General features: G+C 39.6%; 22 protein-coding genes. 8 read left to right on the top strand and 14 right to left on the bottom strand.

All coding sequences use genetic code 11. The features are described 5' to 3' along the window. Positions 1-106 precede the first annotated feature (106 nt). The gene (locus L0B18_RS10100; protein WP_234571645.1) at positions 107-1,798 is read left to right on the top strand and encodes a capsule assembly Wzi family protein; all 1,692 of its coding nucleotides are present in this window, start codon (positions 107-109) and stop codon (positions 1,796-1,798) included. Between the two features lie 13 nt (positions 1,799-1,811). Next, on the top strand, positions 1,812-3,566 hold the full coding sequence (locus L0B18_RS10095; RefSeq protein ID WP_234571644.1) for a capsule assembly Wzi family protein: 1,755 nt from the start codon (positions 1,812-1,814) through the stop codon (positions 3,564-3,566). A 67-nt stretch (positions 3,567-3,633) separates the two neighbouring features. On the opposite strand, the gene nadD is transcribed toward L0B18_RS10095, so the two are convergent. From nadD to L0B18_RS10080, 3 genes are all read right to left on the bottom strand, one after another. Then, positions 3,634-4,209, bottom strand: coding sequence for a nicotinate (nicotinamide) nucleotide adenylyltransferase (gene nadD / locus L0B18_RS10090; RefSeq protein ID WP_234571643.1), 576 nt, complete (start codon positions 4,207-4,209; stop codon positions 3,634-3,636). Positions 4,210-4,291: 82 nt separating this feature from the next. Then, the gene (locus L0B18_RS10085; protein ID WP_234571642.1) at positions 4,292-5,110 is read right to left on the bottom strand and encodes an outer membrane protein assembly factor BamD; all 819 of its coding nucleotides are present in this window, start codon (positions 5,108-5,110) and stop codon (positions 4,292-4,294) included. Positions 5,111-5,114: 4 nt separating this feature from the next. Then, positions 5,115-6,086, bottom strand: a complete 972-nt coding sequence (locus tag L0B18_RS10080) for a polyprenyl synthetase family protein (protein WP_234571641.1) — start codon at positions 6,084-6,086, stop codon at positions 5,115-5,117. Positions 6,087-6,305: 219 nt separating this feature from the next. Between L0B18_RS10080 and L0B18_RS10075 the strand changes: the two genes are divergently transcribed. From L0B18_RS10075 to L0B18_RS10060, 5 genes are all read left to right on the top strand, one after another. Continuing rightward, positions 6,306-6,959 carry a sulfotransferase gene (locus L0B18_RS10075; RefSeq protein ID WP_255695655.1) on the top strand — a complete coding sequence of 218 codons (654 nt, stop codon included), beginning with the start codon at positions 6,306-6,308 and terminating at the stop codon, positions 6,957-6,959. A gap of 26 nt (positions 6,960-6,985) precedes the next feature. Next, positions 6,986-7,180: a hypothetical protein gene (locus L0B18_RS10070; protein WP_234571639.1), complete on the top strand. Its 195-nt coding sequence runs from the start codon at positions 6,986-6,988 to the stop codon at positions 7,178-7,180. 147 nt (positions 7,181-7,327) lie between these two features. Then, entirely contained in the window at positions 7,328-7,798 is a 471-nt protein-coding gene (tnpA, locus tag L0B18_RS19850; protein ID WP_370647545.1) for an IS200/IS605 family transposase, read from the top strand. Beyond that, positions 7,743-8,024, top strand: a complete 282-nt coding sequence (locus L0B18_RS10065) for a hypothetical protein (protein ID WP_234571638.1) — start codon at positions 7,743-7,745, stop codon at positions 8,022-8,024. The genes tnpA and L0B18_RS10065 overlap by 56 nt, the downstream gene beginning before the upstream one ends. Before the next feature lie 317 nt (positions 8,025-8,341). After that, positions 8,342-9,415 (top strand): glycosyltransferase family 4 protein, encoded by a 1,074-nt coding sequence (locus L0B18_RS10060; protein WP_234571637.1) that lies wholly within the window; start codon positions 8,342-8,344, stop codon positions 9,413-9,415. A 50-nt stretch (positions 9,416-9,465) separates the two neighbouring features. Here the strand turns inward: L0B18_RS10060 and L0B18_RS10055 are convergent, their stop codons facing one another. Together L0B18_RS10055 and L0B18_RS10050 are read right to left on the bottom strand one after the other, a co-directional pair. Then, positions 9,466-9,990 (bottom strand): hypothetical protein, encoded by a 525-nt coding sequence (locus L0B18_RS10055; RefSeq protein WP_234571636.1) that lies wholly within the window; start codon positions 9,988-9,990, stop codon positions 9,466-9,468. After that, complete coding sequence (locus L0B18_RS10050) at positions 9,987-11,051, bottom strand: DUF354 domain-containing protein (protein ID WP_234571635.1); 1,065 nt, start codon at positions 11,049-11,051, stop codon at positions 9,987-9,989. Before L0B18_RS10050 ends, L0B18_RS10055 begins: the two co-directional genes overlap by 4 nt. Before the next feature lie 266 nt (positions 11,052-11,317). Between L0B18_RS10050 and L0B18_RS10045 the strand changes: the two genes are divergently transcribed. Continuing rightward, positions 11,318-12,649 (top strand): flippase, encoded by a 1,332-nt coding sequence (locus L0B18_RS10045; protein WP_234571634.1) that lies wholly within the window; start codon positions 11,318-11,320, stop codon positions 12,647-12,649. A gap of 618 nt (positions 12,650-13,267) precedes the next feature. Here the strand turns inward: L0B18_RS10045 and L0B18_RS19845 are convergent. The 9 genes from L0B18_RS19845 to L0B18_RS10000 all read right to left on the bottom strand — a co-directional run bounded on the left by L0B18_RS19845 (position 13,268) and on the right by L0B18_RS10000 (position 22,678). Then, positions 13,268-14,344: a sugar transferase gene (locus L0B18_RS19845; RefSeq protein WP_234571633.1), complete on the bottom strand. Its 1,077-nt coding sequence runs from the start codon at positions 14,342-14,344 to the stop codon at positions 13,268-13,270. A 341-nt stretch (positions 14,345-14,685) separates the two neighbouring features. Beyond that, entirely contained in the window at positions 14,686-15,090 is a 405-nt protein-coding gene (locus L0B18_RS10035; protein ID WP_234571632.1) for a VanZ family protein, read from the bottom strand. Positions 15,091-15,349: 259 nt separating this feature from the next. Further along, a complete protein-coding gene (gene wecB / locus L0B18_RS10030) occupies positions 15,350-16,435 on the bottom strand; it encodes a non-hydrolyzing UDP-N-acetylglucosamine 2-epimerase (RefSeq protein WP_234571631.1) in 1,086 nt (361 codons plus the stop codon). Next, on the bottom strand, positions 16,429-17,472 hold the full coding sequence (locus tag L0B18_RS10025) for a DUF354 domain-containing protein (RefSeq protein WP_234571630.1): 1,044 nt from the start codon (positions 17,470-17,472) through the stop codon (positions 16,429-16,431). The genes wecB and L0B18_RS10025 overlap by 7 nt, the downstream gene beginning before the upstream one ends. Before the next feature lie 54 nt (positions 17,473-17,526). After that, positions 17,527-18,057: an acyltransferase gene (locus tag L0B18_RS10020; protein ID WP_234571629.1), complete on the bottom strand. Its 531-nt coding sequence runs from the start codon at positions 18,055-18,057 to the stop codon at positions 17,527-17,529. Between the two features lie 42 nt (positions 18,058-18,099). After that, complete coding sequence (locus L0B18_RS10015) at positions 18,100-19,269, bottom strand: hypothetical protein (RefSeq protein ID WP_234571628.1); 1,170 nt, start codon at positions 19,267-19,269, stop codon at positions 18,100-18,102. 39 nt (positions 19,270-19,308) lie between these two features. Beyond that, a complete protein-coding gene (locus tag L0B18_RS10010) occupies positions 19,309-20,367 on the bottom strand; it encodes a glycosyltransferase family 4 protein (RefSeq protein ID WP_234571627.1) in 1,059 nt (352 codons plus the stop codon). Positions 20,368-20,450: 83 nt separating this feature from the next. After that, the gene (locus L0B18_RS10005; protein ID WP_234571626.1) at positions 20,451-21,386 is read right to left on the bottom strand and encodes a sulfotransferase domain-containing protein; all 936 of its coding nucleotides are present in this window, start codon (positions 21,384-21,386) and stop codon (positions 20,451-20,453) included. Between the two features lie 11 nt (positions 21,387-21,397). Further along, entirely contained in the window at positions 21,398-22,678 is a 1,281-nt protein-coding gene (locus tag L0B18_RS10000; RefSeq protein ID WP_234571625.1) for a hypothetical protein, read from the bottom strand. Positions 22,679-22,702: the final 24 nt, after the last annotated feature.

The following is a 22,702-nucleotide window of genomic DNA, read 5'->3' as shown; positions in this document are numbered from 1 at the left end:
TATAACAAGATTTCATATATTTGATGATTAATCACGGGCTGAACAGATCGTTTACTTCTGCCCCTACCGTTGAAAATTAGTTCAAACAGCACGATAAATTTTCTGAATGTCAAGTCTTAAGAAGTGTATTGGAGTATTTTTTACAATACTCGTTCTTCTGGTTCCGTACCAGGCTATTGCTCAGACCATTCCCGTGGGAAGTGTGCTGGATGAACAGGCAACACTTCAAATCCTTCTGGCCGATTCAGTAACGTTTGGAACCGTCAGCCGGCCATTTTCAGCAAATGCTTACCACTCCCTGATGAATGGCACCGATCAAAGCAAGTGGTGGAACAGGAATCTGATCAACCGAAAAGTTGGCCTTGAAAATGTATTTGAAGCAGGAATGCTTCCCACATTCATTCAGAATACGGTGAATTCCAAGTTTCCCTATGGCGAGAATAACGGTGCGGCATGGTACGGAAGAGGAAGCAATACAGAATTCAAAGGAGGATTTTATCTCACCTCGAAATTTCTGACCATCAATCTCTATCCCCATATCATATACCAGGAGAATCTCGATTTTCGGCATCCGCGGTTTATTTTTCGGGATGAAAACGGGAACATCCGTTATGTGGCCGAAGGTATCCAGGCACAGCTCGATGCGCCATTCCGGTTCGGCCCTGATTCGTTTACAACCATCGATCCCGGTAACAGCTCTATCCGCCTGCATTACAAATCACTTGAAACAGGATTGAGTACAGAACCTCTGTGGTGGGGACCGGCCGTCCGCTATCCCCTGGTATTCAGTAATAATGCCGCCGGAATTCCTCACTTCTTCTTTTCCAGCAGGGAACCTGTCGATATCCCTTACTTTGGTGACCTGCAGTTTCGTTGGATTCTCGGTTATCCCCAGGAATCGAAATATTATGACGGCGTGGGAGAAGGAAACACACGGTTTACCAACTCCATCAATGTTGCCTACAGGCCTTTTTTCTTTAAAAATCTCACGATTGGTATTACCCGGGTCTATCACCTTTACGAGGAGGGCGGTTTCAGTTTCAGCAATGTAGGCCTCATTTTTAATCCTCTCAGCAGCTCCACGCTTGAACGCTCCGGAGGCAACGATACCAAACAGGTTCGAAATCAAACGGCATCTTTCTACCTGCATTTGTCACTTCCGGAAGCGAATGCTGAAATTTATGGCGAGCTTTACCGGGAAGATCACAGTTACGATGCCCGCGATTTTATTAATCAGCCACATCATAACGGGGCGTATCTTTTCGGTTTCCAGAAAATTTCCTACATACCATGGGTGGATTTCCTGAAGACCAATGTCGAATTTACCAATCTCACCACCTCTGCTCTTGAACAGGTGCGGCCGCAAACATTTATCTACACACACTCACGAATCAGGCAGGGCCATACCAATAAAGGAGAAGTTCTGGGAGCTGCCATCGGGCCCGGCTCAAACAGTCAATATCTGTCCATTGATGCCTACAAGAATAATTATAAATTTGGCCTTTTTGCCCAGCGGTGGGTTGATAACAACAATTTTCATTTCCTGAGGGGATCGGCCGACCTCGCTCCTTCCGACGAATTCGGTGATTATTTCCGACACCGCGTGAACCTGAATTTCGGTTTTAATTTTCTTTATGGGCCCGGCCCATTTTACCTGAATGGCAAGTTTATGTGGACCAAGGCTTTTAACTACGGACGGTTCGACTATGGTGAATTTGAAGGGGTAAACGTCAGAAATTACGAGCACAAAGATCTTATTAACGTCCAGTTCCAGGTTGGAATCACGTACATTTTGTAATCCCTGATATTTTTTGAAAAACATCATCTACATATTCCAAAATAAAATCCGGCGGTCGCGTGTCGTTTCTATTGCGATATGGAGCGTGCTATTGCTTATCCTCCCGGGTACCTGGTTCTCTGCATCATCTCAGACCATACCGATTGATGACATCAAAGAAGAGCAGTTGCGCATTCACCAGCTCATTCACGGATCTGAGTACTCCTCATTTACAAACCGTCCGACCTGGAATCATATCTATCTAAAGTATATGGATTTGGATTCCGATGACTACGGCATTTGGAGCCGGGTTTTTCAATCACCGCAATACGAGTATAAATCCTATTTCAAGGTAGGCATATACAGTCCGAATGTGGAATTTACTGCAAACTCATCCGTACCCTACGGCGAGAATAACGAAGCTGCCTGGTACGGAAAAGGGTTTAATACAGAATTCCAGGGAGGTTTCTGGTTAACTTCAGACTTTGTAACCATCACTTTCCGCCCACATATTATCAGTCAACAAAACCTGGAATTTGATGTCCCCCGATTCATACCGCTGGATCAGGACGGAAATATTCGTTACATCGCCGAAGGAATCGGAAATTCGATTGACCGGCCGTTCCGCTTCGGTCCCGATTCGTTTCAAACGTTCAGCCTCGGTTACTCATCTGTTCGGGTTCATTATAAAAATATTGAAGCAGGCGTAAGTACGGAGCCTATGTGGTGGGGAGCCAACGTAAAGTATCCGCTCATCATGAGCAACAATGCCGCCGGGATGCCACACTTTTTTATAGGAACCCGTGGGCCGCTTAAAGTTCCTTATGTGGGGAGTTTTGAGTTTAAATGGCTTGGCGGTTTTCCGGAAGATTCCGACTATTTTGATCAGGAAATTCAGTATCAGAAAGATCGGTTCATGAATGCCGTTAACCTCTCCTACTCGCCGTTTTTTGCGTCTAACGTGCATTTAGGGTTAACCCGCGCGATCCACACCTACCTTGATGGCGGAGTGCTGACATCAGAAGAACTCGGTTATATTTTTGATCCGTTTCTCTATAAAAACTTTGAAAAAACAAGAGGTCCGGTTGGAATTATCAAACCGCGTAATCACCTCAATTCGTTATACGCAAGATGGGTTTGGCCTCAAAGCAATATTGAAATCTATGGCGAATACTTCCGGGATGATTTTGCCTGGGATACCCGGGATCTTCTTATGGAACCACGCCACAACAGCGGCTATGCTTTTGGCTTCCAAAAATTGATTTTTGCACCCCTTGTCCATTTTTATAAGCTGAATGTTGAATTAACGAACATGACTCCCGGCTATTTGGATGAAGTCAGGCCTCAAAGCTACTACTATACGGATGACGCAATCCGGCAGGGACATACCAACCGGGGACAAGTAATCGGAGCCGCCATTGGCCCGGGTTCAAACAGCCAGTTCGCAGGTCTCGATGCCTATTTTGATACGGGACGAATTGGAATATTTGCACGAAGAATGGCCGACAACAATCACTTTCATTACGAATACGACCGCTTTTTAAATCGCCCTGCAGAATTCAGGCAAGGCTTCGGCGATTACTGGAGAAACCGAACGGATCTGACATTCGGAGCCCGTGGCTTGTTTTATTACCAGAACTTTTTGATTTCCGCAAACTTCTCATGGACCAAACTTTTTAACTACGGACGCTATAACTACGGCGAATTCGGCGGCATCAACATCAAAAACTTTGAACCGATGGATAAGACAAATGTCCAATTCCATCTTGGCGTTACGTATCAATTTTAAAGATCTGATTTAAGAGCAATCCCTTGTACATTTCTCTCTGAATCTCCGTCCAGAGAATTTGGAAAATTTACTCGTACAGACGATTCTCTTTGATATAAGACACAACGGTCTCCGGTAAATCTTCCTGAATCTCAATTCCCGCTTTCCTGATGGTGGTTGAAGAAATGGAGTAAGGCTGATGCTCTACAAAAATAGCCCGCTCAAGTATCTCCGGATTCACCCCATACTTGTCAAAACCGGGGCGTTCTGCTACAAGAAGATGTACCTTCCCGAGTATTTTTTGGTACTTATGCCATTTATCAAAGTATTGAAGGCTGTCTTCACCAATACAGAGATAATATAGGGTTTCCGGATTTTTCTCCTGGAGATACTCAATGGTTTGGAGAGTATAGGAAGGTTTTTCAAGCTTCTGCTCCAAATCGCTGAGTGTCACATTCTGTATTGTTTCAAACGCGCGTTTCAACATTTCAAACCGATGTAAGAAATCGGCCTTTTTTTGGTTTTGTTTATGTGGCGGATGAGGAGACAGAAGAATCAGAAGTTCATCAATCAACCCGGATTTCAAAAAAGAATTCGCAATCCGAATATGCCCGCAATGCACCGGATCAAAGGAACCTCCCAGTATGCCGACTCTTTTTTTCAAAGTCGAATATTCATTGAATGAATAAAAACAGAAATGTCAAACCACCAGTTACAGAAATTCCCTGAGGTCATTCAGATGAAAATCAGTTGGTTTCAACAACAACCGATCCATCATCATGTTCGCCCAATCCTTCCATGGCTCTGTCAAAAAGGTCTTCAGCCTCGCTCCTGTTTTCTCCCTGGGGAAATAATTGGAGATACGTATTGTAGCTATCAAGAGCCAATTCAAACCGCTCCGCCTGCCGGTTCTGGATGCTATTCTCTGCGTAGAGGACGTAGGATTCAATTTGTTTTACAAGCGCTCGTTCAGCCCAGGAACTTTCCGGGTAGTTATCAATCACAAGGCCATAATAAATAGCGGCTGAATTGTAGCGTTCGGTTCTCATGTAAAAATCCGCCGCATTATAATCTCGTCGGGCAAGCTTATTTCTTAGCTCCTCGATGTAACCCGCAGCTTCATCTCCCCTTTCAGCATCCGGATAGCGGGTTCTGAAAAGTCGAAATTCTTCAATAGCTCTCTGGGTATAGGTTTGATCAAGCCGATATCGCGGACTCAGGTTGTAATAGCACAGAGCCTCTTTGAAATCCACTTCCTCGCGGCGTGGGGAATTGGGATGATATTGTGCAAACCGCTCATATTCAGAAGCTGCCAGCAAGTATCGGTTCCCTCTGAAATAGCTCTCGGCCAGATAATATTGAGCTTCTTCTCCATAGTCGGTTCCCCGCCCGATGGAGATCACCGTTTCAAAAGCACGGGCAGCATCGGAGTATTTTTCAGAATTGAATTGCATCATGGCTTTCTCGTAAGCAACCTCGAGTGAATCCCCGGGCCGGATTAAATCTTTACTTCGGCAAGATACCAGGGCAGCCATCGCCAAAAGAACAATAATAACGTTTCGCATATGATTAAGAATCACGTCTTTTCAAATAATTTATAAGTTGTTGAAGATCTTGTTTATAGTTGGAATCACCAAATTGACCGAGAATATTTATTGCTTTCTCATAATATTGGTTCAGAAGCACTTCAGCCGTTTTAGTAACGTCATATTTTTTATAAAGTTTTAAAACATTTTGTACATCTTCAGATTCCAGCGGACGATTCTTCAGGCACTCCGTAAGCCATTCCCTTTCATCAGGATTGCAGCACTCCAACGTTTTAACCATCAGAAATGTTTTCTTGCCCTCCCAAATATCTCCGCCCTTTTTTTTACCGAACTTTTCAGGGTCGGCTGTTACGTCCATCAGGTCATCCTGGATTTGGAAAGCGAGTCCAAGTGTTTGCCCCAAAATATCGAGTTGCTCAAGTTTTTCTGATGATGCATTCGCTGCCATCCCTCCCAAAGTCAATGATACGGAAATCAGCGCGGCTGTTTTTCCCGCTATCATTTCCAGATATTCGTCCGGAGTTACATCCAGTCTCTTTTCAAATTCCATATCAAGTGCCTGGCCTTCGCATACCCGGTTTACCCCCTCCAAAAAAACCTCGCTGATTTTTTTAAAATCAACCTCTTTCGGAAATCTCTGCAATTGAAGAAGTGCCTGAACAAAAAGACTGTCACCGGAAAGAATCGCCGTAGATTCATCCCACTTCATGTGCACGGGTGGATTCCCCCTGCGGATTTCTGCCTGGTCCATAATATCATCATGGATCAGGGTAAAATTGTGCACCAATTCAACGGCAAGTGCGGCAGGCAAGGCTTTTTTAATATCATGATCGCAAAGGCCACACCCCATTAATGTAAGAATTGGCCGGATACGTTTTCCCGCGCTTAATAGTATATAGCGCTGAGGATCATATAAAGTAGACGGTTTTTCAGGCAGGCCAAGTTGTTCAATTTCACGCTCAATTAGAGAAGCGTAAGGTTTAATAAAGTCCAAAAAATTCTGTTATTTCTGATTTTTTCTGAATGAGGAAAGATATGAAATACAAACCTCAATTTTGAATCGAATGGAATATCAATATGAATTTTCGGATTATGGTTTTAGGAATTCCTTTCTCCGCTTTAAAATAAATCCCAATGATCGATTCGCGTGATTCAATTTCTGAAAAATAAATTAAGCAGAAGCTTCCCCTTCCTCCCAATCGTGAAGCATAAAATGGAAGTGTTCGGGAAACAAAAAATATTTTGTATAGGGATGAGTAAAACCGGCACAACCTCTTTGAAGAAAGCGTTTCAGGATTTGGGGTATCGCGTTGGATCTGAAACAGCCGTTTATCCCTTTTATCAGAACTATGCCGTTCGGGACTTCAAACCGCTTATTGAGCATTGCAAAACCGCACAAGTATTCGAAGACGAGCTGTTTGGTCTTCCCTACACTTTCCAGGCGCTCGACAGTGCATTTCCGGGAAGCAAATTTATACTCACTGTCCGCGATGATGAAAAGCGATGGTACGACTCTTTTATCAATCACCATATCAGGAAGTTCGGAAAAAATGGGCACCTCCCGACCAGCGAAGAAAATGAGACCTTTTTTAAAGCAGAAGGCCTCAACAGATTGGAGTACATGCGAATTAGGTTCGACGCACCGGCGGATGATTTATTTAATGAAGAAATCCTTAAAGAAGCTTATTTAGAACATAATAAAACCGTTTGCGACTATTTCAGATACCGAGATCAAGATCTGCTTGTGATTAATTTATCCGATAAAAAATCGTACCACCGGTTTTGTAATTTCATCGATAGAAAACCGATCTATGAAAAATTTCCGCATTTAAATAAAGGAAGTGATATAACCGGGAGCCGGCGATAAATCACCGCTTATACATTGGGAGTCCGGTGATAAATCACCGGCTCGCATATTCCGTCCTGCCGGACTTTATTCGGGCAATCCAACAAGCCCGACAAATGGAGGGCGATACTTACGAGCCCGGAACTTATTCCGGGGAGTCCGGCGATAAATCACCGACTCGCATATTCCGTCCTGCCGGACTTTATTTAGGCAATCCAACAAGCCCGACAAATGGAGGGTGAAACTGACGAGACCGGAATTTATTCCGGGGTGTCCGGCGATGAATCACCGGCTCGCATATTCCGTCCTCCCGGACTTTATTGAAGAAATTTTGTAAGAATTTCTAAAAAAATGGCTCATACTCATAAACTCTTACAATCATTCTCGCCATGGGAAGTTTTGCGATTCTATACATTCACATAATTTTTTGTACAAAATCCAGAGAACCACTTATTAATTCCGAAATGGAAAGATCATTGAGGAAATACCTTACTGGAATAGCAAGAAATCAGGGATTTACTATCATTAAGTCTGGAGGAATGCCGGATCACTTACATCTACTGGTTCAACAACCCGCGACAATGTCTCTAAGCAAAATAATGCACCTTATAAAGGGTTCATCATCTAAGTGGCTGAATGATACATATTTTCAAAATGACAGAGGTTTCAGGTGGCAAGGTGGCTATAGTGCTTTTAGTGTAAGCCAGTCTAACTTGGAAAGCGTTAAAAAATATATTCAGAATCAAAAAAAGCATCATCAAAATTATTCGTTCGATGATGAAAATGAAGCCTTGCTGAAAAAACATGGGATTATCCAAAAAAGAGACAAAAATCCACATCAAGGAACCAGACATAAATGACCGGCTCATACATCTCGTCCTGACGGACTTTATTCGGGCAATCCAACAAGCCCGACAAATGGAGGGCGATACTCACGAGCCCGGAATTTATTCCGGCGTGCCCGGTGATAAATCACCGGCTCGCATATTCCGTCCTGCCGGACTTTATTCGGGCAATCCAACAAACCCGACAAATGGAGGGCGATACTTACGAGACCGGAATTTATTCCGGGGAGGCCGGCGATGAATCACCAGCTCGCATATTCTGTCCTCCCGGACTTTATTCGGACAATCCAACAAGCCCGTCAAACGGAGAGCGAAACTTACGAGACCGGAATTCATTCCGGGGTGTCCGGCGATGAATCACCGGCTCGCATATTCCGTCCTGCCGGACTTTATTCAGGCAATCCAACAAGCCCGACAAGTGGAGGGCGATACTTACGAGCCCGGAATTTATTCCGGGTGCAAAATATTCAATGTTTTTTTGAATCCCTTAATTCCTTAGGTTTTCTGCATCGTAATACAATTTGCCTGTAATAATATTGCCCGCTTGAGCCGTACCCAATGAAAGTTCTTGTTGCTACCAATAGCTATCCGACAAAGAAAAATCCAACGCATCAGCCATTCATAAAAAATATTTACGAGGGGTTAAGAGATGAAGGCCTGGAAGTGGAACTCCTTTATAATCCTTACTTCAAGTTCTTCAAAAGTGATCTTGAAACCGGCAATCTATTTACATCTGTTCTCAAAACTTTTTTCCTTTTTTTCTCATATCTGCCCGTTGTCATTTATCGCGCCCGGAAATTTGACATACTGTACTCTCATGCACCCATCTGGCCGGGTTTTTTGATGCTCGCTGCACAGAAAATTCACGGAATCAAACACATTACCTATGTACATGGAAGCGTAAACCATTATGTAAATCAACACAGCTTCCTGTACAAAATTGCCCGCTATACCATGCATCATTGTACATCGGTGGTAACGAATAGCGAATACATGGTGAGAAGATTAGAGAGAGAATATGATTGCAAAAGTGCTGTGATAACCCCGGGATTCAATGAACGTGTATTTACATATCAGTCCGCCCCCCGCCCCATCGATCTTTTTTTTGCCGGGAGTACGATCAGGAGAAAAGGTATCCGGCTTTTGCTCGAAACGATTCATCAAAACAGAGATTATTACGAGAAACAGAGATTAACCATCAAACTTCATTTTTCGGGCGGACGGAAAGAAGATCTCATTCAATATGCTGATAAAACCGGTATCTCTCATTTGATAGAGTTCGGCGACCGGCTAACGGAGGAAACTCTCGCAGAAACCCATAAGGCCTCAAAAGTATTTATTTTTCCTTCATCTGAAGAGCCTTTGGGACTTGTTGGGATTGAGGCGATTGCATGTGGAGCAGCCCTTGTTGGTTCGGATTCCGGAGGAATCAAGGAATACTTGATAGATGGAAAGAACGGGTTTCTGTTTAAGGATGGAAGCGTTGAAGAGTTGCAGCAGGCAATAGAAAAAGCACTAGGCCGGTTTCCGGAATTCGAAAAAAATCAGCCCGACATTTCTGAATCCGTGAAAGACTTTACACTCTCCGAAGCGATGAAACAAACAATTTCTTTTTTTAAGGAGTTGAGCTAAAGCCAGTATAGCTTTTGGAAAGGATTAACTTGGCTAACAAGAACGTAACGTCAATCTGGCCTCTGCTCCGGAATCTCATCTGAAATGTTCAATCTGTTCTTTAAATCCGGAGAAATCAATAAAATTAAAATCAGAAAAGTGATGAATGGAGTGAAATATTTAATCCCCAGAACCGTAAAATGCAAGAATGCCGAATGATAGCAAAGTGCGGGAAAAATAGCCGCTGTAGAAAGAATCCAAAACAGAGCGTGAAAACCAAAGAGCAAATAATAGTAGAAGCGGCCACCTCCTAACAAAACGATAAAAATGAGACCAAAAAGCAGGTAAAACCCGGCCGGGGTAACATATCCGTACGTTTCATATTCGTTTGCTTCTCTGTCTAAAAGATAGATAAAAAGTGATGTAGATTTTGCAGAGCGTTCATAGGCAATGGTATCATCACAATTGGAAATAGCATATTCTATTTGAGGAATGATGGTCGTGGACGTAACAAAACTGCGAATGCCTTTCCAGGCGGTAAAGTAGATAACAACAATGAAGATCGATATCAGGCCTCTTTTTACATATTGATTCATATGGCCGGCTCGTTTTTATGGATCTCCTTGCCAATTTCTCCAGCAACATTTTCGACAATCTCAATCATTAATTGGGTGAGATTTTTTTTGGTCGCCAACATTCTCTGCCGTCTTTGCAAATACGTCTCTCTTCGATCGGGATCCTTCAGGAGAGCAACGGCACGTTCAAGCGCTGCCTGCCGTCCATTTTTATCGGCTGAAAAATGATCAACCAATTGATATTCTTTATCCAACTCCGAAATATATCCCAGTGTATTTTGGTTGATAAAAACCGATGGAATTCCCAACATGGCGGCTTCCGAACATACGGTGGCACCCTCACTGATCACAAGCTCGGAACAAGCAATTACATCGTGAATTTTTGAGGGAGCAACTTTCAGATTATAGGGTTTCAAATCTTCAGGAAGCGGATCTTCAGAAGAAATCCAGACCTTTGTGAATTTACCAAGCGTATCCACCAACTCTCTTTTATAATCGTGATTGAGATGCACATGGCCAATGTCATGAGTCGCTTTATTCGCAACAAATCGAAGAAGTACATATGATTCTCCCAACAAGTCTTTTATAGATTCATCCGGTTCAAAAAGGTCCGGATGCAAATAGGCCAGTTCCATATACGAATCGAAAAGATTTAAATCTTTATGCTCTTTCCGATGAAATGAATCCGGAGAATAGGTTCTTGGCTTTAAATACTTCAAAACCTTATCAAAAAGAAATGCTTTCTCCGTATCGTTAAACATAATGTGAGGAGTTTTAGAGAACGCCGCTACAAGAGCCAGGTAAGGGGATGCATGACTGATACAAATGTCCGGTTTAAAATGATGGAATGCTTTTCGGAGTGTTTGCAAACTTCGGAGAGTATATGCCAGACGGTCAAACAGGCCGGTTCCTCCCCTTCCCTTGTTAATGAACGAAAGTTGATAGTTCTCAAGCAGTTTTAAAGTTACGTCTTTGTCTCGAGCCAATATCTCTACTTCATTCCCATTTTTTTCCAGGTAAAAAATCAAATGCCTGAAATAGTGTACATCTGCCGGGTGGCCAAAGTCGAATAGTATTTTCATTAACTATGTAGAAGCTTTACATCATGCTATAACGTTATACACGATCTTTTTAAATCTATTCGTGGAAAATAAACTTTTATTCAGGGTAGAAAAATAAAAACATGTATGAGATCAGACATTAACCAATAGTTGCCTTTTTAATGATCACGGTTTTAGCCATATTTGTCATCAATGATACATACACTGCAAGCTCCATTTTGTGTGAGGAACAATCTTCAGAATGACGTTTCAGAATTCTTCATCTGCACATTTTCCACAAATCCATTTTGCCAGTAATCAACCCTTTTAAAACGATATTTAGAGGCGACTATTCAGACATCCTTTCGGGAGCATCCAGAAGCCTGTTCGTAAAAATAGCCGGTTTGGCATGCGCTTACCTGTTTGCGTTTGTTGTAGCACGTTTTTTTGGAGCACAAACTTGGGGAGAATTCTCATTGGCACTAAGTGCAATTCTGTTTGGTTCCATTCTCGGAACGGCAGGGCTGGATATGGCGATTGTTAAAATTACAGCCAGTCTTCGTGATCCTGAAGACATCGTATCGTCCTACAAGCCGGCTTTACTTATCGTTACTGTTTTATCTGTTATAGCTTCTTTACTTGTATTTATTTTAGCGGAATGGATAGCCGGCACTCTTTTTAAAAATCCGGATCTGACACTGACATTCGAACTCTCATCCCTTGCCGTTTTCCCTCTGAGTATTATTAACCTCAATGCCGGAACTCTCCAGGGGCTTGAGAAAATCAACCGATACGTCTTTATTCGGTTTGTCGCCAGACATATCAGTGCTCTCCTGCTCTTGTTGATTTTTATCCTCATCTGGCATCAAAACCTGATTGTATTAATTGCTTACATAATCGGGTTGTATCTCATCACGATATTAAGTTTCTACTGGTTAATTACAGATGATATTCATCCTTTCAAATCCGGCAGGCGAAGAATGAACCGATATGACTTTTCCCGTCTTTTTAAACTTTCCATGCCATTGCTTCTCGCAGGATCACTGGTCTTTTGGAATAGTTGGATAGACACAATTATGGTAGGAGCATTTTTAACAGAACAAGATGTTGGCATCTATAATATTTCCTTAAAATTATCGGGCTTACTGCTGCTTTTTTGGACGTCGGTGAATGTAGTGGTAACACCAAAATTTTCTGAGCTCTATTCCCAAAACAAAATACAAGAACTCCGAAAAGTAATTCGATATTCAAGTTCTGTCATCTTTTTCTGTACCCTTCCGTTGTTTCTGATTCTGGTTCTGTTTCCTGATTTTATCCTTTCGATATTTGGAAATGAATTTGTATCCGGCAAAAATGCGCTTATCATTTTATCGATTGGCAATTTGGCCGGGGCATGGGCTGGATCAGAAGGTTATTTTATGCAGATGACCGACAGCCAGATCGCCTTTCAAAATATTACTCTCGCTTCGTCTGTATTGAGCTTTCTTCTGAACTACATTCTTATTCCTGCTTATGGTATTGAAGGAGCCGCGATTGCTACCTGCATTAGCATTATTTTCTGGAAATGGAGCGGCGTCTTTTACATTAAATACCGTTATGATGTAATGACAGCTTATGTACCATTCTGGGGCAAGAACTGAAAGATAAAGCCCCCTCAAGTCATCGCGAACAACGTGAAGCGATCCCCCAACCCACCACCGTCATCGCGAATAGCGTGAAGCGATCCCCAACAAGATAAGAAGCATCATGACATACGGAGATTGTGCCAAAGGCACCCCTTCGGGGCCGCAGTCGCAAGCTCCCTCGCAATGACTTGTTCATTGGATAGAAAAGAAAACATCCCCCCAACCCACTACCGTCATCGCGAACAAAGTGAAGCGATCTCCCAACCTACTACCGTCATCGCAAACAGCGTGAAGCGATCCCCAACAAGATAAGAAGCATCGTGACGTACGGAGATTGTGCCAAAGGCACCCCTTCGGGGCCACGGTCACAGGCTCCCTCGCAATGACTTGTTCATTGGATAGAAAACATCCCCCAACCCACCATCGTCATCGCGAACAGCGTGAAGCGATCCCCAACAAGATAAGAAGCATCATGACATACGGGGATTGTGCCAAAGGCACCCCTTCGGGGCCACGGTCGCAGGCTCCCTCGCAATGACTTGTTCATTAGATAGAAAAGAAAACATACTCACAACCCGCTACCGTCATCGCGAACAAAATGAAGCGATCTCCCAACGCTCACAATGACTTTTTTTACTTACTCCGTGCACCCTTCAAGAAAATATTCAAAAATGCCCTAAAGAAGTACCGCACATCCGTAAGAAACGGGCTCTTCTCATATGCAATGAGATAATTACGTTCCGACTCCTCAATCTCTTCAAGGGTTTTCGGCATATCTGCATAGTAAGGAGGAACCAGGCCGGGCTTTACCTTTACCCTCATTTCCTGGAGACTTTTGGGATACAACTCAAAATAATGTTTACTCAACGGCCTCACTCCCACCAGTTTCATCTCTCCCCGGAACCAATTGATAACCATCGGCAATTCATCAATCCAGTATCTTCGGAAAAACTTACCCCAGCTTGTCATTCGAAAATCATTCCTAAACTTCCCGCCTTCTCTCAGGTCATGCTTTTTAAAAATATAATCTTGCAGATACTCAGAATAGGGATACATCGTGCGCATCTTAAATACCCTGAACATCTTTCCACCTTTCCCAACTCTGTTTAGCCGTATCAGCGCTCCGTAGGTGGGCTGCATGTCATAGGCCGGTTCCTTTACTTTCCTTGCAACGATATACGTATTGTAAGCTGCCTTTTTAAAATCAACAATCTCAAATCCGCAGGAGATCATTCTTGCCAACCCTTCCGTAAGAGAAATGACCCGGTTTCTTCCTTTCGTAATCAAAAAATAGAGCTTCCGGGTCGGTTTCCACTTGGGAAATACCCGCTTCAGGAAAAAGTCGAAGAAATAGTAGATCCTGTTGAACCCTGACGGGTATTTGTTAAGAATCCTGGTTCTCCGGGAAGACATCGTTTCCATAGAAATCACCAGGTACTGGCCGTTTGTAAGGTTTCTGTTGGCTGCTTCCAGGTATTTATTAATCCTTTTGATATCATTGATCCGATGGAGATTGACCAAACCGGTATGCCGGTACAGATTATCAGGGATCTCCGATTCATTTTTATGAAAATCCCAGGCAAGATTGGAAACAGTATTTTCGTCTACAAGTGTATTCAGGTAAGCATAAAGTTTCGCGTCAAGCTCCTTTCCGTAGCTTGGCGGCTTTCTTTCACTTTCATTAACCCTGGTTAAAACAGATTCAAACACGCAGTTAACCCCACTTTAAAAGAATAGTTTAGATAGACCTTCATAGCCATTTCTGAGGTAAAACAATCATGCAATAATTTTACCCGTTGTCCGATTATAAACCATTTCCGGAATGAAAGCAATTGATTTATTAATAAATTTTAATAATTAGTGAAGGTCCGACATAAGGATTTTCATGAGAATGTTCGATCCTTTTACCGCCATCCTGAGCCTGGCTAAGGATCTCCTGTTCTGTGTTCTTTTCTGTTATATCAAACTGAAATTGATCTTTTTTTATATCAAGTCCGCATTAAAGTAAGTAATGTAAACGGTAAAGAATATGTTTTTAGCATTGGAAAATGCTAATCATTCTTCAAAGATGCGGCAGACATACCGCGAATCTTATTTACCACAGGAACCAGAGCCATTCCCAGTAAAAGTCCTGCGATGTTATAAAACATATCTTTAAAATTAAATATCCTGTAAGAAACCAACAGGTGTATCCATTCGATCCCCGAGGCTAATAATATCCCCGAAAACAGCCAGATAATAATCGATCTGGTGCGAATCAATTTCCCTTGATGCCGGCGAAATTGGCTGTTAAAATACATCCATGGAAGAAAAAGAAGCATGTGGAGCAAAGAGTCCAGCCGGAAAGAGGCAATAACCGGTTTATTGAGATTAACACTACCCGTTGGCAGCAGGTAAAGAATCAGAATCACCAGTATATAAAAAAATATTGTGAGAGCGGGACTGATAATCTTCATTACTGGTTATTCAACAAATCCTTTAGGTACTTTTTCGCTACGTGATCCTCTTCATCTTCGTCATTGTCTTGAAGATGAGTACCTTCAAACCTGACCAAACCGGTGATTTCAAACAATTTCAAAAGAATCGAATCGATCATTTGTGTAAACACTCCGGAAAATAATCATCATACTCATGAAAATCAGTGCTTCCACTTCAACCACAAATGAAAATTCAAATCAATCCTGAAATCACACACAGAAATACTGCTTTTTGCACTCAAAACGAAGTAAATATATCCACAATCCTTTTCGCCGTCCTGCCATCCCATAATTCAGGGATACTCCCCTCTTTCCACTTGCCGCTGAACAATTTTTCCATGGCGGGTTTAATGGCTCTTGGGTCGGTCCCCAGAAGTTCGTTGGTACCGGTTATACAGGTTTCCGGGCGTTCTGTGCTGTCTCGAAGGGTCATGCACGGAATCCCCATCACGGTTGTTTCTTCCGTAATGCCGCCGGAATCGGTAATGACCGCTTTGGAGTGCCTGACGAGATAATTAAACTCCAGGTAGCTTAACGGATCTGTATAGATCAAAGAGTCGTATTCAATACCCAGTTTTTCAAGATTCTTCCTTGTACGCGGATGGACCGGAAAAATGACCGGCAGTTCTTTGCTTGAAGAGATGATCTCCGAAATGAGACTTTTCAACTGCTCCTCTTCATCTACATTAGACGGCCGGTGGAGGGTCATAACCAGGTACTCTTTTTCTTTCAAACCTGCCTCGTCCCAAACCCCGGGCTTTATAAGCCTGTCCATATTTCCAAGAAGGGTGTCGATCATGGTGTTACCTACAAAATGGATCTTGCTCTCTTCAACCCCTTCCCTTTTTAAATTTTCGTTTGCCGTCTGGCTGGTGGTAAAGAAATGATCGGTAATGGAGTCTGTTACCAAGCGATTAATCTCTTCCGGCATTCGCCGGTCGCCGGACCGGATTCCTCCCTCCACATGGGCTACCGTGATGTGCATTTTTTTTGCCGTAATAGCACACGCCATTGTTGACGTTACATCCCCAACAACCAGGCACAGATCGGCAGGTTTGTCGAACAATATCTCTTCATAACGAGTCATGATCTTTGCCGTCTGCCCGGCCTGGGTATCGCTTCCCACCCCAAGGTTATAGTGAGGATCGGGAATTCCCAGTTGCTCAAAAAAGCTGCCGCTCATATTCCGGTCGTAATGCTGCCCGGTGTGAATCAGCCGATACGATAAATCTGCCCCTTCTTTCCGGCTTTTTTCAATTTCCCTGATGATTGGTGCAATCTTCATGAAATTGGGCCTTGCACCGGCAATGATGTCAATTAGCATAAATATTTTTTTATTTGTGTATAAATAAAATCAGCAGTATTGATATTCTCAGATAACATAAATGCCCTTCTTTTTTGGAACTCATCCTTTACATCAGAGGAGGCCAATTCTTCAGAAATTCTTAGAAGTTCACCGGGTTGGTCTGGTGTAATGCCAAAACCTAATTTATATTTTTCCTCTAAATCCTTTAAATATCCAATTTTTCCCACAAAATCGTTAAAACGTATGTATGGCGTACCAAGAACTCCCGCTTCGGCAGACATGGTTTGGCTGTCGCCAATTACAAGATTTGAATGTGCTAAAATATGGTGTATATCTTTTGCATTGATTTGTAAGCGATACGGTTCAAAGTGCTTTTCTAGTGACCTTTCTGATGTGATATACACATTGCCATGCTGAACCAGCATAGAGACCAGCTCTTTTGCCACATCATTATCAATTCCCCGAATGCCGGTATCGTGATGTGCTTTTAAACCGGAAAATCTCAGAACGAAAAATATCGATTCAGGATCCATATATCTCGAAACTATTTTTTCATCCGGTGTAAAATGATCGGGATGAAGATAGGCTAACTCATGATATCCTTTATAAGGAGTGGTTTTATTTGTCCAGCGTCCATTATTGCAACATTCAGGACTGATAATCTCAGTAGCCCAGGGATACGAAATCCATGCATACAGTGGCACAACATTCGCATCATCTTCATTTACATTTACAGATGGAATGTTCAAATATTTTCCAACATACGAAATGTCGGGTGATGTACCGATTAACAAATCTGGGCGGTGCTCTTTACAGTAAGAAATGATTCTTTGCCCCCGGATAAACATATCCCTGACTAAACCAAGTTTTCCAGCAGACTTACCTTCAGGCAAAATATTTCCATAATCAAATCCACTCTCTTCTAATAGGTCAATTAAGACATCTTTTTCTTTTACAAGTATATGAACAGTTTGTCCTTCATCCTTTAATTTTTGAATCACATTTTTAAAAAGATGAAAATGTGCCGGGTGGCCAAGATGGAACAGTACACTCATTATTCTAAATTTCACCTATCAATATTGTGATTTTCACAAAAAAACTTTAGAGTATTACTCTCTTTCTTTAATTAATCTTGCTGGAATACCTCCATAAATTCCATTTGTTGAAGTATCCTTTGTTAAAACAGCTCCAGCAGCGATTATCGATCCCTTCTTAATTGTAATACCAGGCATTACAATTGTTCTAATACCTATCCAAACGTCATCTTCGATAATTGTAAATTTTTTACCCTTGATCCCTTGTTCAATCATGGGTATAGAAATATTTTTAAATTCATGCATTTTACCTAAAAAAACACTTTCTCGTGCGATCATTACATTGTTTCCAATTTTTACATTATCAAGACGAACACCCTCATTGATATTACAATTATTCCCTATTTCAATATCATTTCCATCTCCAATGTAAACACCAGCCATAATTCGACATCCATCACCTATTTTAATAATTTTCTTTAAGCAAAGTATTCGAAACCAATTGTAAACTTTCCCTCCTGGAAAAGAAATATTTGGTAACCTACATGCTATACCATAATACAGTACCAAAAAAAATATTTTTTTAAATTTATTTAATTTCAACATCACGGTTAAATCTTAACATGCATGTTTTTTGAAAACAATCGGCTAAATATTAGCCTCAATATTTTTAAGTGTTGAAAGAGCTAAGAACATGTTAGAATCACTCCATCTTATATATGGAATATCATATTTGATAACTGGAAATTTTAAGTAATAAAAATATTCTTTCTTGAAGTCAAACATATTTGCAAGTGTCCATTTTTTAATTACTCTTGCAAACTGTAGATATTTCATATCTATACATGATGCTTTGGCAAAAGTTATGATGCCTTGTGATTGATTATGGATATTAATTGGATATTTTTTAGGATACCTATAAATCCCTTGACCTGTATCTAAGAATTGTTTTTTATAATAAAAGCTTAACCCCCTTTCATAGGCCGATAGGTACGGCTCTTTAAACCCATATTGCTCCATAAATAATAATATGCAATCCAGTATAAACCCTTGGTGAAAATCCACCTGTTTTTTTTCAGATTGGGTTTTAAGATCAATTGTATAGAACCATTCACCAGTAATTTTTTGGTGGTTTAAAACAAAATTATAGCATTTTTTTATCTTCTCATGATCTCTTTTATTTAAATAAGTACCCACTTGGATCAAAAAATTACATGCTAATAAAGACGCATTGTAAGTAGCCTTATGATTCGGTTGTGTAGGACGATATCTGATAAAAGCTTCATCAGATCCTATCGGTACAAAAAGTTCATTTAGAAAAAAAGAATACTGACTTTCTAAAACCTCTAATATAATTTTAGAATTATACCTCTTATGATACTCTAAAAAAAAAAGTCCTATTAAGCTTCCACCTACCACATCTGGAATATCAGATGGGGAGTAAGAATTGCGCATTTGTAGTGGAAAACCTAAAGAATTCCAGCAATGATATCCATATTCCTCAAATAAACTTTTCTCTAATAATAAGGATACTGCATTATCGAGTTCGGGCTTAAACTTATTTTCAAGTTTTTCGTTAAATACAATTAACCCAAAATATGCAAGAACCTGGGGCATAATATGCTTATCAATACCCAATAACGGCCGGAAATTAATAGGACTAAATTTATTAAAATATTGACAAAATAAACGCAGGTGTTTATTAGCCTTCAATAAGTGACATGATGTTGCACAACCATCGTATGGATCGAATCCTAAAAAATTATTCTCTACTGTTTTATCTAAAAAAAGTTCAATTGAATATTTGTTAATAGTCAACTCTATATACCCTACCTCAACAATTAAAATCTATTATCTTCAATGAAGACATTGCATTTCTTTAAATATATTTTCAAGCCTGTCTACAACTTTAGTAGCATAAAAATGCTCTTTGGCAAAATAAAAATTATATCTAGAAATACTCTCTAATAATTCCTGGTTATTCAAAAGAGAAAGGATCTTTTCCGCAATGTATTTAGGCTCACGATTTTCTAAGAAATAGCCCATTTTCCCTTCAACAAAAAAATCATTTAATCCCCCAACAGGGGAAGTAATAATAGGTAATCCCCAAGACATTGCTTCAAGGACTGTTGTAGGCATTCCTTCATGATAGCTTGGAAATACATATATATCACAATCTTCAAAAACTCTTTTCTTCTCACTCCCAATTATATGCCCTTTGATAATAATATTTCTTGTACAACTTTCAAGGACAACCCTTCTTAATTCATCATACTTGGTACCATCTCCTGCTATTACTAACTTAAAATTTTGATATTTATTTAATAATTTAAATGCATCAATTAACTCAAAAATGCCCTTCTCCTTTTCAATTCGTGAGAGAAATAATATTCTTTTTTCGTTTGTTTTATGAAATTTAAATTCTTTTGGGGCAAATTCATCATCGACAACAGTAGTTGTTATATAAATCGGTGATTTAAATCCATAACACTTTAACTTGTTTTTGAATGTGTTTGACAAAACAAGAAAAGCATTACATGTTTTCATGATCGAAACACGTAAACCTCTATTTTTTTTTAAAAAACCTTCATCTTTTTCATTCCATCCATGGATAAATAAAATTACTCTTTTAAAAAAGAGTTTAGACAAAAAAACGTATATCAAATCTCTTATTATGCTATTCTTGTTGATTGAAGTATTAATTAAAATGATTTTATTCTCTCTATAAAACAGCTTTTGTACAAAAATGGCGTAATCTTTAATCAACCTTATAAAAACAAAAATCTTATAATTATTATACTTCACTGATCCACGATAAATATATTCGACATCACTTCTAAAATATTTTTTAATGACCTCGAAATAATTCGCTATACCTCCAATTCTTCTATGTGGTACAGTTATTAGAATCTTCATCTAAAAAAATGACTAGAATTGTATGTTAAATAAGAAGAAATTCAACTCTAAGTCAGTTAGGATTAATGCTAACATTCTATAATTTAAAAATTCCATAACCCTTTCAGATCACGATCAAGAATATCTGAAAGTTGAATAACCTCTTCTTCAAATTTCTTTTTAATATCTTTTTCCAGATTTTCATTTTCTGGATACTTATCAAAAGGAACAAGAAATATTTTTTTAAAAAGTTTTTGCAAGCCAATATTTTGACGAATTTTCCTTGAAATGGCTAAATTCATTAATTTTTTAACCTTAGGAAATTTTGTAAACCTAAGGACACTCTTAAAGCGTATTTTCTTTCGTGAGTTGATCACCTTAAAATCAGGTTCAAAATCTTTATCAACATCTAAAAAAGATAAAATCTCTTTATAGACTTCTCCGATATTTAAAACAATATCATCATAAATAATTACTTTAATTTGCTCTTTGGGAAAAACATCTAAAAAGCGTTTTAGATGTTTAACGTAGTGTAATCTTTCAGTATAAAAAAGATATGAGGGCACCTTTATGATTTGCGTTAGATCATCTCCATTTTTTCTTCTTTCCTCTGCGTTTAAAGCATCTTCTAAACTTTCATAAGTCTCCCCATTTGTAAGCAAGGAATGAGCATGCCAAGATTTTAAAAAATCAACTGGATTTCTTAAAAAGATGAGTATTTTTGAATCAGAGTTAAAATTATGAATATTTTGTGCAGCAACTTCTGAATAAAAATAATTTACGGAAGCCTCGCCGATAACTTTTTCGCCATTTTGATCCACAAATAGTGATAGAAATTCTGGTTCAGTTCTATACGTAAAATGAAGACATTCTCCATGGTACCTTTCATTTTCTTTATGAAAGTCCTTGCAGAAATAATGAATCTCTTTTTGGGGTGGTAAATATATATCTGGATGAGATTTGAGAAATTCATAAAACGCTGTTGTACCAGATTTGGGCTGTCCGACAATAAATAAATTAGGTTTGAGTTTTTTTGGCATCCTTCTCAAGGTTAAGTCTTTTTAAAAGAGGTTGGGAAACCAATCATTGCCCCCGTAAACAAGAAAAATGTTGATAGTGAAGAAAGACCCCATATTTGGTTGGAAAGAGACATTGATAGACACGCAATAAGAAGTCCCAAAAAGGTTGCTAAGTAACCTTTTTTAATGGTATTTGGAAGAGATTTAGATCTGTTAATTATCGATAAAGTCATTTTCCAATAAATATAAAAATACATGAATAACCCAACGACTCCAGCACCTAAAAGAACTACAACATAATCGATATGCAACGGCCTAGCGGATTTATATATTCTATAACTATCAGTTAAAACCCTGCCATTAAATAACTCTTGACCAAAAAGAATTTCAATTGTTGTATAATTTGTAAAATTTCTTTCTACAAAATATAACTCACTAAGTCTTCCCCTTGAAGATTCAAATTCATTCTCTAACAAAAAATCTCGTTCCCCAGATATGACAAAAAGTGATTCATACATACTCGGATAAAAAAAAGTACTTATTGAAAAAATGACTAAAAGAATAATCAAACTTAGCTTCAGTATATTTTTCCTTTGATATCCGACTATGACGAGAACTAAATAACCAAATAATAATGCATAAATTGAAGACCTATGAAATACCAAAATTATAATAATTGCGGATGCAAGATGTCCTAAAATGTGTACAATTCTTTGCTTATTCAAACTATCACTCATGTGTAAAGAAAAAGGGAAAGCAATTACTGCATAAGTAAGTATTTGGGTAAATTTTGCTTGTCCACCTCCAAACGTTGAGAACCCTTCATCTGTATAAATAACTTCACCCAAATCAAAATACTGAAAAATGCAAAATCCGATCACATAGATGTAAGACGTAATTACAAGTGAAACACATAGCTTACTAAAGCTTCTCTTACTTCGAAATAACCAAATTCCAATTGGCAACATCAGGTAAGCAATTACTACTTTGGAATAAACCTGGAATGAGTAAATAATATCTGAACTAAAGAAAATTAGAGGTAACAGATAGATGAGCCATATCACTACTGTCCTTGCAGGTCCATTTAGCCTTATAAAAGGCAACATTGCTAAAACATAAATCAACAAAATCGCCCCTCTTATTTCTCCAAAGTGAATCTCTCCTAAAAGTGAAAAATCCACCATAATATCCGCTATAGCATTAAATGGTAATATCAATAATGCTATCTTATATGGTAAACTGGTATATGATCGAAATAAGAAAACTAAAAGAACTACTGCTAAAAGAAATAATAAAGAAAAAAGTATAATCATATCTTTTTAAATAAACTGATTATT

This window comes from Rhodohalobacter sp. 614A, assembly GCF_021462415.1.
Lineage (GTDB): Bacteria > Bacteroidota > Rhodothermia > Balneolales > Balneolaceae > Rhodohalobacter.
Note: the sequence above shows the minus strand (reverse complement) of the source record. Positions and strands in the feature narration are given on the sequence as shown.